The 16,569-nt window shown below is 76.2% G+C and carries 7 protein-coding genes; 1 reads left to right on the plus strand and 6 read right to left on the minus strand.

The features are described from left to right. Window positions 1–10 precede the first annotated feature (10 nt). Window positions 11–3,196, plus strand: a complete 3,186-nt coding sequence (locus WJX68_RS10020) for a YncE family protein (protein WP_340288521.1) — start codon at window positions 11–13, stop codon at window positions 3,194–3,196. A gap of 10 nt (window positions 3,197–3,206) precedes the next feature. Here the strand turns inward: WJX68_RS10020 and WJX68_RS10025 are convergent, their stop codons facing one another. From WJX68_RS10025 to WJX68_RS10050, 6 genes are all read right to left on the minus strand, one after another. Further along, window positions 3,207–3,851, minus strand: coding sequence for a DUF8185 domain-containing protein (locus tag WJX68_RS10025; RefSeq protein ID WP_340288524.1), 645 nt, complete (start codon window positions 3,849–3,851; stop codon window positions 3,207–3,209). Next, window positions 3,848–4,273 (minus strand): acyl-CoA thioesterase, encoded by a 426-nt coding sequence (locus WJX68_RS10030; protein WP_340288527.1) that lies wholly within the window; start codon window positions 4,271–4,273, stop codon window positions 3,848–3,850. The genes WJX68_RS10025 and WJX68_RS10030 overlap by 4 nt, the downstream gene beginning before the upstream one ends. A gap of 11 nt (window positions 4,274–4,284) precedes the next feature. Then, complete coding sequence (locus WJX68_RS10035; protein ID WP_340288530.1) at window positions 4,285–9,084, minus strand: NAD-glutamate dehydrogenase; 4,800 nt, start codon at window positions 9,082–9,084, stop codon at window positions 4,285–4,287. 105 nt (window positions 9,085–9,189) lie between these two features. Then, window positions 9,190–13,239, minus strand: coding sequence for a hypothetical protein (locus tag WJX68_RS10040; RefSeq protein ID WP_340288533.1), 4,050 nt, complete (start codon window positions 13,237–13,239; stop codon window positions 9,190–9,192). A gap of 100 nt (window positions 13,240–13,339) precedes the next feature. Then, the gene (ettA, locus tag WJX68_RS10045) at window positions 13,340–15,016 is read right to left on the minus strand and encodes an energy-dependent translational throttle protein EttA (protein ID WP_340288536.1); all 1,677 of its coding nucleotides are present in this window, start codon (window positions 15,014–15,016) and stop codon (window positions 13,340–13,342) included. A gap of 24 nt (window positions 15,017–15,040) precedes the next feature. Further along, a complete protein-coding gene (locus tag WJX68_RS10050) occupies window positions 15,041–15,574 on the minus strand; it encodes a single-stranded DNA-binding protein (protein ID WP_340288539.1) in 534 nt (177 codons plus the stop codon). Window positions 15,575–16,569 lie beyond the last annotated feature (995 nt).

The following is a 16,569-nucleotide window of genomic DNA, read 5'->3' on the forward strand; positions in this document are numbered from 1 at the left end:
CGCAGAACGCATGACGTCGGCGCCCGGTCACCCGGGCCCCGACGACAGCTCCCCCCGGCGCGCCGACGCCCCGCCCGGCCCCGACCCGGACGGCCTCGCCGAGGCGATCCGGACCGGCCGCGTCCCCGTGGTCCCCGGCTCCCTGGTCGACCTCGTGATGCGGTCCGGCCCCGACGCCGGCTCCGGCACCGGGCCCGGCGAGCAGGCCGTCGCCGACCGGGACGACCGGACCGACGGGGCGGCGGAACCGCCCGCGACGCCCGGCGCGTCGCCGTCGGACGCCCCCGGGCCGGCCGACGGGGACGACCGGGACCCCGTAGACGGGGCCCGCAGGGATCCCACCCCGACCGGGTTCACCGAGCTGGTGTCCCGCGAGGGCGGGCGCCCCTCGCCCGCGCCGCGCCCCGACGCGGCCCCGGCCCCGGTCCCCGGTGCGGCCCCCGCACCGGACACCGACGAGGGCGGCTGGGCCGACCTGGGCGACCTCGGCGACGACCCGCTGGGCGTCGGCCCGCTGCCCCCCGCCGACGACGACGCGCAGTCCTCCGGCGAGGACGGCGCCGACGGGCTCGACCCGCTGCACACCCCCGCCGACCGGTTCGCGCCGCCGCCGTCGTTCGCACCCGCCACCCCGGCCGGCGGCAACCCGGCCGGCGGCACCACGGACCCGGCCGCGACCCCCGCCGCGGGCGGTCCGCGCAGCACCGGGCCCGGTCCGGACGGCGCGCCGGTGACCGCACCCGCACCCACGGTCGTCCCCCCGATCAGCCCGACCCCGCGCCCGCTGGACCAGGGCGCCGCCGCGGCCGCCGCGGGCGAGGGCGCGCCCGCGACGCCCGCCGCCGACGGCACCCCGGGGACCGGCGCGGCCGCGGCGGCCTCGGCGAAGCGCTGGCCGCCCCGCCCGGCCCGCGGGTCGGACGGCCCGGAGACCGACATCCTGCCGCCCGGCGCACTGATCGGGCACTACCCGAGCGCCGCGACCGAGCAGGCCGAGCAGCCCCCGGTGCGGCCGGTGACCCCCGCGTCGGGGAACCGCCCGACGATGCCCGGACGCCGCCGTCCCGCCCAGCCCGGGCCGGAGCAGCGGCCGGCACCGCGCCCCGCGATGGGCGGCGCCCCGTCCGGACCGGCGATGGCCGGGCTCTCGGGCAGCGACCTGTTCGCCACCGCGGCCAGCACCGGCGCCGGGACCGGCCGCGGGTTCGGCGAGCTGCCCGGACGCGGCGACGCGTGGGCACCCGCGCGGGACACCACCCGCGACCCGCACCCCGAGGACGCACCGGCTCCCGCGGGTCCGCCCGCACCCGGCACGGTCCGCACCGAGCAGCCCGCCCCGCCCGGGATCGACGACACGGCCGACCCGGTCGCCGCGGACCCCGGCCCGGCGCCGGGCGAGGAGCCCCCGCGCGAGACCGGCCCGGCCGACGGGTTCGTCGCCCGGACCGCGCCGCGCCCCGCCCGCGACGGGGCCCCGTCCTGGCCCGGTGCCACCGCGGCCCCCGTCGGGCCGTCCGGCCCCCCGCGGACCGGCGCGTTCCGTGTTCCGGGAGCGCCCGGCGGACCGGGAACCCCCGGTGGACCGGGAGGCGACGGCGGCCGCACGGGCGCGTTCCCGGCACCGGGCCCGCGCCCCGGCCCGAACGGTGCCCCGCACACCGGCCCGCACCCCACGTCCGGGGCGTTCCCGGCGCCCGCCCCGCACCGCGACCCCCGGTCCGGGGCGGCGTGGGCCCCGCGGCCGCCCGGCCGCGGTGCGCCGGAGGAGCCGTCGGACACCGAGACGACCGTCGTCCTCGGCGCCGTCACCGGCGTCGACGGCCCGGCCGCGGCGGAGGACACCGCGGTCGGCGACCGCCCGGTGGCCCCCGGCGACGGCACCGACGGCGAGCCGGGTCCGGAGCAGACCAGCCGCAACGCCGCGGCCGCCGCGTCGGTCGGCGCGGTGTCGGTGGCCGCGGCCCGGGCGGCGTCCGGCCGGGACGGCACCGTCAGCGACACCGGACCGGGCACCGCGGTGCAGCCGGCCGCCGGTGCGGCCGCCGACGCGGCCCCGGCCGAGAAGCCGATCACCCCGCGCCGCGAGGCGATCATGTCCGCGAAGCCCCGCAACGGCCGGCGCAGCCCGTCCGCGGCGGGTCTCGCGATCGTCCTGGCGATCCTGCTGCTCGGCGCGCTGACGCTGTGGGCGATGCTCTCGCCCGGCGGGCAGCCCGAGCCGGGGGCGAACGCGAGCCGTCCCGCGGTGTCGGCCGGTCCCGGGACCGGCCCGCGCCCGGAGGCCGTCGCCGCCGGCGCGAGCCTCGCCACCCCGACGGTGCGCGCGACGGTGCCCGCCGGGGCCTCGCCCGTCGCGATCGCGGCCGCGCCGGACGGCGCCACCGCGCTGGCCGCGGTCCGGGACGCGAACCGGCTCGCCGTCGTCGACACCGCGACCGACGCCGTCACCGCGGAGATCGAGCTGCCCGGGGCCCCGCAGGGCGTCGTGACCTCCCCGGACGGCACCCGCGCCTACGTCAGCACCGCCGGCCCGGACGGTGGGCGGATCGTCGTCGTCGACGTGCCGGGACGGACGGTCGCCTCGACCGTCCCGGTCGCCGGCGACCCGGCCGCCGCCGTCGTCTCCCCCGACGGCCGGTTCCTCTACGTGCCGTCCCGCGCCGAGGGCATCGTGCAGGAGGTGGACCCGAACGCCGGGACCGTCACCCGCACCGTGCCCGTCTCGCGCGACCCGTACGCGAGCACCACGAACGACGCCGGGGACCGCGTCTACCTCGCCACCCGCGGCGCCGACCAGCTCACCGTGCTCGACCCGGACAGCCTCACCGTGCTCGGCAGCTTCCCGGTGCGCGGCGGCGCCGAGGCCGTCGCCGTCACCCCGGCGTCCGCGCCGCGGGCGATGGTCGCCGTCGCCGGGCCCGGCTCGGGCACCGTGACCGTGCTCGACCCCGCCGACGGCCGCGAGGTCGCCACCGTCGAGGCCGCCGCCGGCCCGACCGGGCTGGCGTTCGCCGCCGACGGCCGCCACCTCTACGTCACCTCGGGTCAGGGCCTGCAGACCGTCGACACCACGACGTGGCAGGTCACCGGCACCACCGACGTCGCCCTCTCCCCGACCGCGATCGCCGTCTCCCCGGACGGGCGCACCGGCTGGGTCACCGGCGACGGCCAGATCAGCGTCCTGAACCTGGTCTGAGGCGCGCCGCTCAGCGCGCGACCGACAGCGGCAGCGACACCACGCGCCGCTTCACCACGGCTCCGTAGCGCGCGTCCAGCCGCACCCACGACCCGGACGCCGACACCCGCACCCGCGGCCCGCCGGTCTCCTGCGGCGCCGAGCCCAGGAACCCCATCCCGGACATCGCGAACAGCACCCGCATCGGCACCGTGACCGGGCGGCCCGCTCCGGGCGGGGACACCGTCAGCACCGTCTGGTCCAGCAGCGACGCGGGCGGCCCCATCGGGCCCGCGTGCTCCCGGGCCAGGGCCAGACCGCGGTCGGCGAGCTCGTCGAGCTCGGCGGCGGGCACGTCGTCGACGCGGGACCAGCCGTCCCCCGGCGGGAGCTCGTCCAGCCACGGCGCGGGCGGGCCCGGGTCGACCGCCTCGGAGCGGTCCACGGCCAGCGCCGTGAGCAGCGTCGAGGCGTGCGCCGTCACCGGCACCGACGGCTCCAGCTCTCCGGCCACGGACCGGGTGACGAGCACGTCGAACGGGGTGCGGGCCCATGCCGTGACCCGGCCGGGCCCGGCGGTGAGCCGCACCGCGGCGGTCTGGTCGAGCCGCGCGACGCGGGCGGTGAACGCACCGAGGTCGTCGCGCTCGGTCGCGTCCGCCAGCCGCAGGGTCACGACCCGTCCCCGAGGTGGCGCTTGAGGAAGTCGCGCTCGTCGGCGGTGAGCCGCCGGACCCGGCCGCCCTCCAGGTCGTAGAGGGCCATCCGGGTCCACGCGGTGACCGCGACCGGGTCGTCGGCGCCGGGGCCGTCGTGCAGCGCGTAGTCGAGGACGAACGACGCGGCCCGCAGCTCCCGCACCGTGATCGTGCAGCGCAGCGGCTCCGGTCGCCACGGCAGCTGCCGCCGGTACTCGACGTGCAGCCCCGCGACGAGCAGCCCGGAGGAGAACCCGGCCAGGCCCTCCCGTCCCGCGGCGGTGAAGGCCAGCGCGACGCGGGCCTCCTCGATCAGCGTGACGATCCGGGCGTGGTTGACGTGACGGTAGGCGTCCTGGTCGGTCCAGCGGAGCGGGACCTCGGCGACGAAGGCGGTCACGGTGGCCGACGCTACCGGGCCAGCCCGCGCAGCTGGCGGGAGATCACCGACAGCGTCGCGAGGTCCAGCGACGCCGACGCCCCGATCTCCTCCAGCGCGGCCCGGGCCCGTGCCAGCTTCGAGGCGTTGGCCTGCTCCCACGCCGCGATCGCGTCCTCGACGCCGGTACCGGGCGGGGTCTCGCGCAGCGCGTCGAGGGTGATCGAGCGCAGCGACCCGTAGAGGTCGTCGCGCAGCGCGAGACGGGCGAGCGCGTGCCAGCGGTCGCCGCGGTCGAGCCGGGACACCGCGGTGAGCGCCTGGTCGACGCCGAGGTGCTCGGACAGCGCGTAGTACAGCCGGGCGACCTCCGCGCCGGGGCGCGGCTCCGCCTCGCGGTCGGACAGCTCGACGAGCTCCACCACGTCGAGCAGGCCGTAGGCGTAGAGCGACAGCGCGGCCGTGTCGACCATGTCCTCGGGCACGCCGCAGTCACGCAGCTCGGCCGCGCGGGCCTGCACCGCGTCGAGCTCGCGGCCCTGCAGCAGCTCCGGCAGCCGGGCCCGCAGCTCGGCGATCGGCCCGGCGAAGCGGCTGGCCTCGGCGCCGACGGCCAGCGGCTGCGGCCGGTTGGTGAGGAACCAGCGCGACACCCGGTCCAGCAGCCGCCGGGACTCGAGGATCACCGCGTCGGCGACGGTGACGGGCACGTCGGCGCGGCGCACCGCCTCCCACAGCTCCGGCAGCTCGAACACCCGCGTGGTGACGGCCCAGGCCCGCAGGACGTCGTCGGGTCCCGCGGCGATCTCCTCGCCGAGCCGGAACGCGTAGCTGATCCCGGCGCCGTCGACCATCTCGTTGACGAGCTTCGTGCCGATGATCTCGCGACGCAGCGGGTGGTTGCGCACCGCGTGGTCGAATCGCTCCCGCAGCGGGTGCGGGAAGTACTCGGGCAGCGTCGGTGCGAACGCCGGCCGGTCGGGCAGGTCGGTCTGCAGCAGCCGGTGGGTCAGGTCGAGCTTGGTGTGCGCGAGCAGCGTCGCCAGCTCCGGACCGGTCAGGCCGAGGCCGTCGGCGGCGAGGCGGGCGAACCCGGCCTCGTCGGGGAGCACCTCGAGGTGGCGGTCCAGCCCGGTCCGCTCGGCGAGGTCGGTGACCATGCGTCCGTGCACGCCGACCATCCCGGCGGCGTGGGCGCGGGCGACGCCGAGCACCTCGTTCTGCGCGACGTTGTCGGCGAGCACCAGGTCGGAGACCTCGTCGGTCATCGACGCGAGCAGCGCGTTGCGGGCGTCGCGGTCGAGGGTGCCGTCGGCGACCGGCCGGTCGAGCAGGATCTTGATGTTGACCTCGTGGTCGGAGCAGTCGACGCCCGCGGAGTTGTCGATGGCGTCGGTGTTGATCCGGCCGCCCGCGCGGGCGAACTCGATCCGGCCGCGCTGGGTGAGCCCGAGGTTGCCGCCCTCGCCGACGACGCGCACCCGCAGGTCGCGCCCGTCGACGCGGATGGTGTCGTTGGCCTTGTCCCCCACCTCGGCGTCGGTCTCGCCGGCGGCCTTCACGTAGGTGCCGATGCCGCCGTTCCACAGCAGGTCGGCGGGGGCGAGCAGGATCGCGTGGATCAGCTCGGGCGGGGACAGCGCGGTGACCGTGGCGGGCAGGCCGAGCGCGGCGCGCATCTCCGGGCCGACCGGGACGGACTTGGCGGTGCGCGGCCACACCCCGCCGCCGGAGCTGATCAGCGAGGTGTCGTAGTCGCCCCAGGAGCTGCGCGGCAGCTCGAACAGGCGGCGGCGCTCGGCGTAGGAGGTCGCGGCGTCCGGCGCCGGGTCGACGAACACGTGGCGGTGGTCGAACGCGGCGACCAGCCGGATGTGCTCGGACAGCAGCATCCCGTTGCCGAACACGTCCCCGGACATGTCGCCGACACCGACGACGGTGAACTCCTGGCTCTGCGTGTCGACGCCGAGCTCGCGGAAGTGGCGCTTGACCGACTCCCAGGCACCGCGGGCGGTGATGCCCATGGCCTTGTGGTCGTAGCCGACCGAACCGCCGGAGGCGAACGCGTCGCCGAGCCAGAAGCCGTAGGACTCGGCCACGGAGTTCGCGAGGTCGGAGAACGTCGCGGTGCCCTTGTCGGCGGCGACGACCAGGTAGGAGTCGTCGCCGTCGTGGCGCACGACGTCGGGCGGCGGCAGCGTCTCGGTGGAGCCGTCGGGGTGGGTCAGCAGGTTGTCGGTGACGTCGAGCAGCCCGGAGATGAAGGTCCGGTAGCAGGCACGGACGTGCTCGGGCGACGGCCCGGGCGTGCGGACGACGAAGCCGCCCTTCGCCCCGACCGGCACGATGACGGCGTTCTTCACCGCCTGCGCCTTGACCAGGCCGAGGATCTCGGTGCGGTAGTCCTGCTGGCGGTCGGAGAACCGCAGCCCGCCGCGGGCGACCGGGCCGAAGCGCAGGTGCACGCCCTCGACCGCGGGCGAGTACACGAAGATCTCGAACCGCGGCCGCGGCAGCGGCATGTCGGGCACCGCGGCCGGGTCCAGCTTGAAGGAGAAGAAGGGACGGCCGCGGAACCAGTTGGTGCGCAGCGTCGCCTCGATCACGGCGAGCAGCCCGCGCAGGATGCGGTCGGCGTCGAGCCCGGAGACCTGGTCGATGAGCTCGGTGACGTTCTCCAGGGCCCGCGCGTGCGCGGCCTCCCGCTCGGTCGCGTCGGCGGTCGCCGGGTCGAACCGGGCCCGGAACAGCGTGACGAGCCCCTGCGCGACCTGCGGGTGCGACACGAGCACCCCGGCGGTGTACTGCAGCGTGAACAGCCCGCCGAGCTGGCGGGTGTAGCGGCTGTAGGCACGCAGGACGGCGGCCTCGCGCCAGTGCAGCCCGGCCCGCAGCACCAGCGCGGAGAACCGGTCGGACTCGGCGTCACCGCGCCAGGCCGCGGCGAACGCCTCCTCGAAGCGGCGACCGGCGTCCTCGACGGTGACGGTCGGGACGGCGGGCGCCCCGGCGGGCTGCGGCGGGCGGAGCCCGAAGTCGTAGAGCCAGCAGCGACGCCCGTCGGGCCGCAGGAACTCGTACGGTCGCTCGTCGACCACCTCGACGTCGAGCTGCTGCAGCAGCGGCAGCACGCCGGTCAGGGTGACCGGGTCGTCGCCGACGTAGAGCGCGAAGCGGATGTCGCCGTCGATGCTGCGGTACAGGCGCAGGTCGAACGCGTCCTCCCCCTTCTCGCCGAGGGTCATCAGGCGGCGCAGGTCCTCGACCGCGCGCAGCGGCGCCACGGTCGCCTTGTAGGACTCCGGCACGCCGGCCAGCATCGGCCGGGCGGCGGGGCCCGCGTCGCCGAGCGCGGCGACGAGCAGGTCGTCCCAGGTGCGGGTGGCCTCCGCGACGTGGTCCTGCAGGGCCGCGAGGTCCACCTCGACCGGGGCCGCGGCCGGGTCGGTCGTGATCGTCAGGTGCAGCAGCGCGAGCTCGGCGTCGCCGACCTGGGCGGTGTAGCTGGCCTCGGAGCCGCCGAGCCGGGTCCGCAGGATCTCGGTGATACGCAGCCGGGTCGCAGTCGTGTAGCGGTCGCGCGGCAGGTAGACCAGGCAGGACAGGAAGCGCCGGTACGGGTCGCGGTGCACGAACAGCCGCACCGCGCGCCGCGCGCTCGCCTCCAGCACGCCGACCGCGGTGTCGTGCAGGCGTGCCTCGGAGGAGGTGAACAGCTCCGCGCGCGGCAGCTGCGAGAAGACCTCGAGCATCTGCTGGCCGGAGTAGGAGTCGGCCGGGAACCCGGCGCGCCGGATCGCGCCGCGGATGCGGCGGGCGACGACCGGGATGTCGAGGACGGACTCGTGCCGCGCCGGGACCGTGAGCATGCCGAGGAAGCGGTGCTCGCCGGTGACGGTGCCGTCGGCGTCGCGGGTGCGGACCCCGACGTAGTAGGGGTGCACGGCGCGCAGGACGCGGCTGCGCTCGCTGCCGCGGGTGAAGAGCAGGAGCCCGGACGGGTCCGGCGCGCCGGTCTCCTCGGGGAGGAAGACGTTGGCGCCGGCGTCGCCGGGGCGCAGCACGCCCAGACCGGTGTCGGTGTCGGGCTGCAGGCGCCCGTCGGCCCCGGTGCGCGAGTAGTGCCGGTAGCCGACGAACACGAAGTGGTCGTCGACGAGCCAGCGCAGCAGGTCGGCGACCTCGGAGGGGAGCACGCCGTCCTCGGCGTCGGCGGTGGCGGCCGCGGCGCCGCTCAGGTCGTCGGCCAGCGCGCGGGCGCGCAGGGTCATCGCGGCGGAGTCGTCGACGACCTGGCGGACGGCGGCGAGCGTGCGTTCCAGCTCGGCGTGCAGCGCGTCGGGGTCGAGCTCACCGGGGTGGACGAGGTCGACGTGCATCCAGGACTCGACCGACGCGCCCTCGGTGGGGTCGGTCGGGTCGGCGTGGGTGTCGACGCCGGTGAGCGTGCCGGTGGCGTCGCGGTGCACCACCAGGATCGGGTGCACGACGCGCCGCACGGTGCCCCCGGCGCGGCCGACGCCGGCGAGGACGGACTCGACGAGGTAGGGCATGTCGTCGGTGACGACGTCGACGGTCAGCGCGTCGCCGCCGGCCGCGGTCACCCGGACGGCGACGGTGCCCGGCTCGCGGTGCGCGCCGAGTGCGAGGTGGGCGTCGACGACGCTCGCCGGGCCGGGCAGCTCGACCCCGGCCGGCAGGTCGGTCTCGGGGGTGTGGCGCGCGTAGAGCCGGACGAGGTCCGCCGCGGCGCTGCTCCCGGGGCGCGGATCACCACCCTGGTGCCCGTCGGTCGTGGTGTCCCCGGTCTGCCCCGTCGTCCCGCTGCTCACGTTCCACTCCGGCCCCGTGCGTGTGCTGACGGTGGCACCCTATCGCCCGCGTACGACACCACCGGGGGACGGCGACCCCCTCGGGATGACGACCGGGTGAGCGGTTCAGATCTCGCGGTAGGCAGCGAGCGCGCCGGCCAGGAGGTCGGCGAGCCCCATGTCCTCGGGGATGGCGGCGGAGCGGGACGACGCCGGTCCGCCCGGTCCCGCGGCGGCGTCGCCGGACCGCTCGTCGGGCTCCTCGACGGCCCGGTCGGACGTCCGGGCCGGGCCGCCGGTCTCCCCGGTCTGCCCGGTCTCGCCGGTCTCGCAGGACCGCTCCGTGCGGCGGCCGGGCTCCGCGCCGCCCCCGGACCTCGGGGCGTCGTCGGTGTCGGCTCCGTCGGGGACGGGGGCGCCGTCGGCGACGGGGGTGCGGGACGGGACGGCGGGCCCGACCGCCCTGAGGTGGCGACTCGCGGCCGGGGAGAACAGCTCGTCGCCGGACGTCGCCGTCGGGGCGGCGGGCGCCGACCGCAGGCGCCACGTCACTTCCGCGGCCGGGTCGTGGCCGTCGTCGCCGGAGCCGGACGTGTCCGGCTCCGTGCCGGCGCCCCGGCGTCCGAGCCGGCGTGGCAGCGGGCCGGAGGCAGAGGGGTCCTCCGGGGCGTCGACCCCGGACCACCGGACCGGGAGGCCCGAACGCCCACCGACCGGTCCGTCGAGCGGGGTGCGGTCGTCGCCCGGTGTCGTGAGGTCCAGATGGGCTCGTACCGCCTCGGCGAGACGCCGGTCCGGTTGCGGCAGCGGGATGCGGGTGTCCAGCGGGTCGGACGCCACGGACGCGGTGCGGGGCGGTGCCGGCGCTTCGTCCCGGTCCGCGCCGGACGGGTCCGCGGATCCGCCCTTCCCCCCGACGGTTCCCGGACCCCGGCCCCGGGTGTCCGCACCGGGCCCGGCCGGACGGTCCGAGGTGTCCGCGCTCTCGACGGTCGCGCTCGGCCTGGTCGCGCTGTCCGGCGGCGTAGCACTTCCCGGCGCGGCACTTCCCGGCGCGGTCGAGCTGACCCGTCCGGTCGAGCTGTCCAGCCCGGTCGAGCTGACCCGCCCGGTCGAGCTGACCCGCCCGGTCGACGTGCCGGAGGCGACCGGCCTGCCCGCCCCGGCCCGCCGTCGCCCGCCGCTGCCCGGACGCACGGTGATCCCGACCGCGCCGAGCGTCACGTCGCCGTCGCCGTCGCCGCCGCCGCCCCCGCCGTGCCGGCGGGCCGCCGGGGCCCGGTGGCCGTCCGTCAGCTCCAACGGCGTCGCCATCGCCGGACCCGCGGCCGGCTCGGACGCCGCGACAGGGTGCTGAGGCGGCTGCGGGGCGGGCGTGTCCGGGCCGCTCAGGTCACGGACGATCTCCTCGCCCTCGACCCCGTACGGGCCCACGGCCTGCAGCCGGATCGACGCCCCGTCGGGCAGCCCGCCCCGGCGGACGCGACCGGCGAGGTGAGCGGCGAGCGACTGCGCCCAGAGGGAGACGGTCACGTGGTCGGCGTCGGCCAGCGTGACGCGGACCGTGTCGTCGCTGCGTGTGGTCGTCCCGGACGGCGGCACGAGCCGGCGGGCGCGGGTCTCGACGTCGTACAGCGCACCGGCCGCGACCGCACCGGTGACGGCCTCGACGTCGCCGTCGACGATGTCGACCACGATCGACCGCTCGGCGGTGCCGGCCGGGCCGACCGGCACGGGGTCCTTCGCGGCCTCGTGCGGCACCGGCGCATCGGAGGCCGGCACCGTCGACGACCGCGCCGCGGACGACGTCACCGCGGTCCGCACGGACCGACCGGTGTCCGGCGCCGCCGGCTGCGTCCCGGTGGGCTGGTTCTCGACGGCGGTCTCCGGGCGCGCACGTCGGCCGCGCCGCGCCGCGCACATCGGCGTCCCGGCTGCGGTGTCGGAGCCGGGGCCGGGGTCCGGCGTGCCGGCACCAGCGGCGCCCGCCGGTGCGGCGTCGGATGCTCCGGCGGCCGGTGCTCCGGCGCCGGGTGATGCCGAGTGCCGGGTTGCTGCGTCCGGTACCGACGGTGCCCGTCCGGGCCGGGCCGCCGCCGGATCGGCGGCTGCCGGCTCCGTGTCGGCCCGCTCCGTGTCGGCCCGCTCCGTGTCGGCCCGCTCCGTGTCGGCCCGCTCCGTGTCGGCCCGCTCCGTGTCGGCCCGCTCCGTGTCGGCCCGCTCCGTGTCGGCCCGCTCCGTGAGGTCGTGCTCCGTGGCGTCGTGCTTCGTGAGCTCGTGCTGGGCGTCCCGCTCGGCACCTGCGGGGCCGGGCGTCGCGGCACCCGGCGACGGCCCGCCGGCCGGGGAGTCGTCGGACCCCGGCCCGGGCCGGTGGACGCCGTTGCGGCGCGCGCCGTTCGTCCGGCCGGGCTCGGCGACGCCGCGCGTTCCGTTCCTCGGAGCCGGCTCGGCCTCGTCGCGCCCACCGTCGCGCTGTGACGCGGGCCCCTGCCATTCGGCGAGCAGCGCGTCGGCGAGCGGCGACCCGCCGTCCTCGGCGGGACCCCAGGTCGACAGCGCCCACGACGTCCGGTCCTGGGAGTCCCCCGGCGCCGGGGGCGGCGCGTCCGGCGCGGCGGGGCCGAGGAGCCCCGATACTCCCAACGGGTCGGCGGGGTCGATGCCGCGTCCGCCACGCCCGTCCGCGTCCGGGGCCGGCGCATCGGCCTCCGTGGACGTCGACGGCCGCCAGTACAGGCCACCCCCGAAGGCCCGGTCGGTCGTGCCGGCGTCCGGGGCGGACCGCTCCGGCACGGAGGTCCCGGCCGCCGCCGTCGCCCTCTCCGCCGCGCCGGGGAGCGGGGTCGGGGTGTCGCCGGTGACGGCACGTGCGGCGCCGGGACGCCCGGTCGGCTGTCGAGTGGGGGCTCCGCCCGGAGCACCGTCGTCGGCGCTGCCGCCGTCGAGAGAGGACATCGCGGGGTGCCCACGGCCGTCCCGCTCGCCGGCCGTCGCGGTGTGCGCCGCGGTTACCGGGACCTCGTCCCGGCGTACGCCGGCCGACCGGCGTGGGAACGGGCTGGGCCGCTCCGCGGAGATCCGCACCGCCCCCAGCGGCAGCAGCGCCGAGACCGCCTCGCGGAAACGCGCGCCGCGGTCGCGGTCGATCTGGTCGACGTCCATCGCGGCCCGCATCGCCTCGAGGGCCTCGCGGTAGCGGCCCGAGCTCTCGTGCAGCTCGGACTGCGCGGTCCGGCAGGCCGCGACGAGCGCGGGGACGCTCGCACGCTCCGCGCCCTCGGCAGCCTCCTGCAACGCCCGCGCGGCGTGGTCGGCCCGACCGGCCTGCACCCGGGCGAGGGTCAGCCGCAGCAGGACGCCCTGGCGCCCCGCGTCACGGACGTCACGCTGTGCGGCGGCCGCGTCCACCGCCTCCGCAGGGACGTGTCCCGAGTCCAGCAACGCGGTGATCCACTGGCTGAGCAGCGCCGCGGCGAGATGCGCCGACAGCGGACGGGCCTCAGGCCGTTCCGGGGTCCATCCGAGCTGGGCGAGACCGCGCAGTGCCCGGTCGACGGCCGCGTCGTGCTCACGCCGCGCCCGGTGCACCGAGCCGACGACGAGGTCGGCGTAGGCAGCGGGTTCACCCTCGAAACGGGTCCCGGCGGTCTCGACCGTGCCCCGCAGCCGCTCCAGCTCCGTCGCGGTCGCACCGGCAAGCGCGCACCGGACCTCGACGGCGAGACGGTCGAGCGCCAGCAGGCCGGGTTCCTCACCCGGGGCGTCGTCCGGCAGCCCGACGACGAGTGCACGCGCCGTCTCCAGCTCACCCTCCGCCTGGGCCACGCCGGCGAGCTCGACGCGCAGCCGCGCGCCCTCGGCCCGGGTGAGCAGCTCGGCTCCGGGTGCACGCACGGGGACCGGGACGACGACGTCGCCGGAGGTCCCGGCGCCGGTCAGCCCCGCGACGACGGCGCTGGCGACATCGCGCGCGTCACCGCCGGCGGCGTGCCCGTCGAGGAGCCACCCCGCGGCCGCCAGCCACCGCAGATCGTCACCGTCCGCAACCGCCCGCGCGCACGCCTGCTCGGCCAGTTCCGCGGTCAGCAGCGGACGTTGCCACCGCAGCGCCGCGGCTGTCCGCAGTTCGGCCGACGTCGCGCCCGCAGCGCGACCTCCCTGGTCGAACGTCACATCGCCTCCCGTGTCACCACCGTCCGGTCCTCCCCCGGGTCGTATCGTCCGTCCGTCGTGGACGGACCCGACCGACGGGGAGGACCGGAACGGGCGGTGATCAGTCCCGGGTGAGCTTACGGTGCGTGACCCGGTGCGGTCGCGCCGCCTCCGCGCCGAGCCGCTCCACCTTGTTCTTCTCGTACGCCTCGAAGTTGCCCTCGAACCAGAACCACGCGGCCGGGTTCTCGTCCGTGCCCTCCCACGCCAGGATGTGCGTGCAGGTGCGGTCGAGGAACCAGCGGTCGTGGGAGATGACCACGGCGCAGCCCGGGAACTGCTCGAGCGCGTTCTCCAGCGAGCCGAGGGTCTCGACGTCCAGGTCGTTCGTGGGCTCGTCCAGCAGGATCAGGTTGCCGCCCTGCTTGAGGGTGAGCGCCAGGTTCAGCCGGTTGCGCTCACCACCGGACAGCACGCCGGCCGGCTTCTGCTGGTCCGGGCCCTTGAACCCGAACGCCGCGACGTACGCCCGGGACGGCATCTCGACGTTGCCGACCTGGATGTAGTCGAGCCCGTCGGAGACGACCTCGAACACCGTCTTGTGCGGGTCGATGCCGCCACGGTTCTGGTCGACGTAGGAGAGCTTGACCGTCTCACCGACGCGCACGTCTCCCGAGTCCGGCTGCTCCAGGCCGACGATGGTCTTGAACAGCGTCGTCTTTCCGACGCCGTTCGGACCGATCACCCCGACGATGCCGTTGCGCGGCAGCGTGAAGGACAGGTCCTTGATGAGCTGGCGGCCGTCGAACCCCTTGTCGAGGTGGGACACCTCGACGACCTGGTTGCCCATCCGCGGGCCCGGCGGGATCTGGATCTCCTCGAAGTCGAGCTTGCGGTGCCGCTCGGCTTCGGCCGCCATCTCCTCGTAGCGGTCCAGACGCGAGCGGCTCTTGGCCTGACGCGCCTTCGGGTTGGAGCGGACCCACGCCAGCTCCTCCTTGAGCCGCTTCTGCAGCTTGGCGTCCTTCTTGCCCTGGACGGCGAGCCGCTCGGCCTTCTTCTCCAGGTAGGTGGAGTAGTTGCCCTCGTAGGGGAAGGTGCGACCGCGGTCGAGCTCGAGGATCCAGCCGGCGACGTTGTCGAGGAAGTACCGGTCGTGGGTGACCGCGAGGACGGCACCGGGGTAACCGGCCAGGAACTGCTCGAGCCAGAGCACGCTCTCCGCGTCGAGGTGGTTCGTGGGCTCGTCGAGGAGCAGCAGGTCGGGCTGGGACAGCAGCAGCTTGCACAGCGCGACCCGGCGACGCTCACCACCGGACAGGTGGGAGACCTGCGCGTCGCCCGGGGGGCACCGCAGGGCGTCCATCGCCTGCTCCAGCTGCGAGTCGAGCTCCCAGGCGTCGGAGTGGTCCAGCTCCTCCTGGAGCTTCCCCATCTCCTCCATCAGCTCGTCGGTGTAGTTCGTCGCCATCTCCTCGGCGATGGCGTTGTACCGGTCGAGCTTGACCTTGACGTCCCCGAGACCCTCCTCGACGTTGCCGAGGACGGTCTTCTCCTCGTTGAGCGGGGGCTCCTGCTGAAGGATGCCGACCGTCGCCCCGGGCTTGAGGAAGGCGTCGCCGTTGTTCGGGTTCTCCAGCCCTGCCATGATCTTGAGGACGGTCGACTTCCCGGCACCGTTGGGGCCGACGACGCCGATCTTCGCCCCCGGCAGGAAGCTGATCGACGCGTTCTCCAGGATGACCTTGTCGCCGTGCGCCTTGCGCACGTTCCGCATCGTGTAAATCAGATCCGCCACAATGCGATGGTAGATCGGCCCTCGTCAGCCGCTCGAAGCCGGTGCGGTCGCCATGCGCGCGAGCTCGTCGAGCTCCTCGGCGTCCTTCTCGTCCGGCGGCTCGACGCCGTAGTCGTCGGCCGGCTCGTCGGTCGGCGGGACACCCCACTCGGGTGCACGGTCGACGCCTCCGCCGTCCTCCCGCGCGGACGGGACGACCGGACGCACGGGCACTAGGGCCGGGGAGAACCGGATGTCGAGCCCGACCGTCGACGGTTCGATACGGACGCTCTGCCGGGTCTCCCCGTCGCGGCCGGTCCATTCCTCGACGTAGAGGCGGCCGACCGCGATCACGCGATGGCCCTTCTTGAAGGTGGTCACGGCGTGCTCCGCGAGGGTGCGCCAGCAGCTGACCGTGTAGTACGTGCAGGCCACGTCGCGCCACTGCTCGGTGACCGGATCCTTGCGGCGGTGGTTCACCGCCACGGTGAGATCGGCGACCGGTACGCCGGCGGTGGTGTACCGCAGGACGGGGGTGCGCGTCAGGTTACCGACGATGGTGGTGAGGGTGTCGCTCATCGGGACCTCCGTGTGGAGTCGGAATGTGTCCCTACGAGCATCAGGCCGGACGGCCTCGTTCCTGGGCCGTCCTGCGTCGCTGTGGACAACTTCCCCGATTGGGGACGACTCCCGCCGCGACGGCACGGAGACGCGAGCGCTGTCGGGGTGCTGTGGGAGGTGGGCCCGTCCCTTTCCCCCGGTTCGGCACCGCCGTCGTGGTCACCCGCCGCGCACTCGTTCCGCTGCCACCCGGATCGGGAGATACGTCGTCCGCCGATCGTCCGGGCGTGCTCGAGCTGAGCTCGAACCGTCGCCCCGAGGACCACGGCCGGTGACAGCGGGACCGGGGATGACCGACGGACGCCCCCTGAGCCCACGTCCGGGGACGCGGCCGGAACTCACGAACATCCGCATGATCGGCGTTCTGCGGACGATGGGTGCCCGTTGAGGCACCGTTCCTCCGCGTTCCGCTGATCGTCCGGCACTGATCAGCTCGGATTCTGTGCCGTCGAGACATGCGACCGGAGGACGCTCGCCGCAGGCGATGTCGAGGCCGGCGCGATCGGTGTCTTCGGTGCATTCCCGGGTTCGTGGTGTGTGCGGCAACGGTCTGCGCCGTCCCGGTACGCCGGGCGCTCGCGGTCCGGCATGAACAGCCGTCGGCGCGAGTCCGTCAGGCGCCGCCATCGCCCTGCCCTGTGGCACCCCCGGGCTGCGCTCGACGCGTCCGCGGCGCCACCACGTGTGCGGATGCGGACTCCTGGTGGCTGCGGGGGGGTTGATCGCGAAGGTCGAGGGGTTGAGTGCCGACTACGGCACCCAGTCCCTCAGAGCCGGCGATCGTCGCTGCGTCCGGTCACCAGCACCGCGGGTGCACCGGCACCCTGGGGGCAGAGCGGTCGGTGGGGCAGGAACCCGCCGAGCGACCTACCGGCCGGCCACCAGCCATGGCAGCTCATTCAGCTGAACCTGCCGACCCATAAATGGGCCGCACAGCACCGAGATGCGGCGAA

The organism is Pseudonocardia spirodelae (assembly GCF_037727765.1).
Classification (GTDB): Bacteria; Actinomycetota; Actinomycetes; order Mycobacteriales; family Pseudonocardiaceae; genus Pseudonocardia; species Pseudonocardia spirodelae.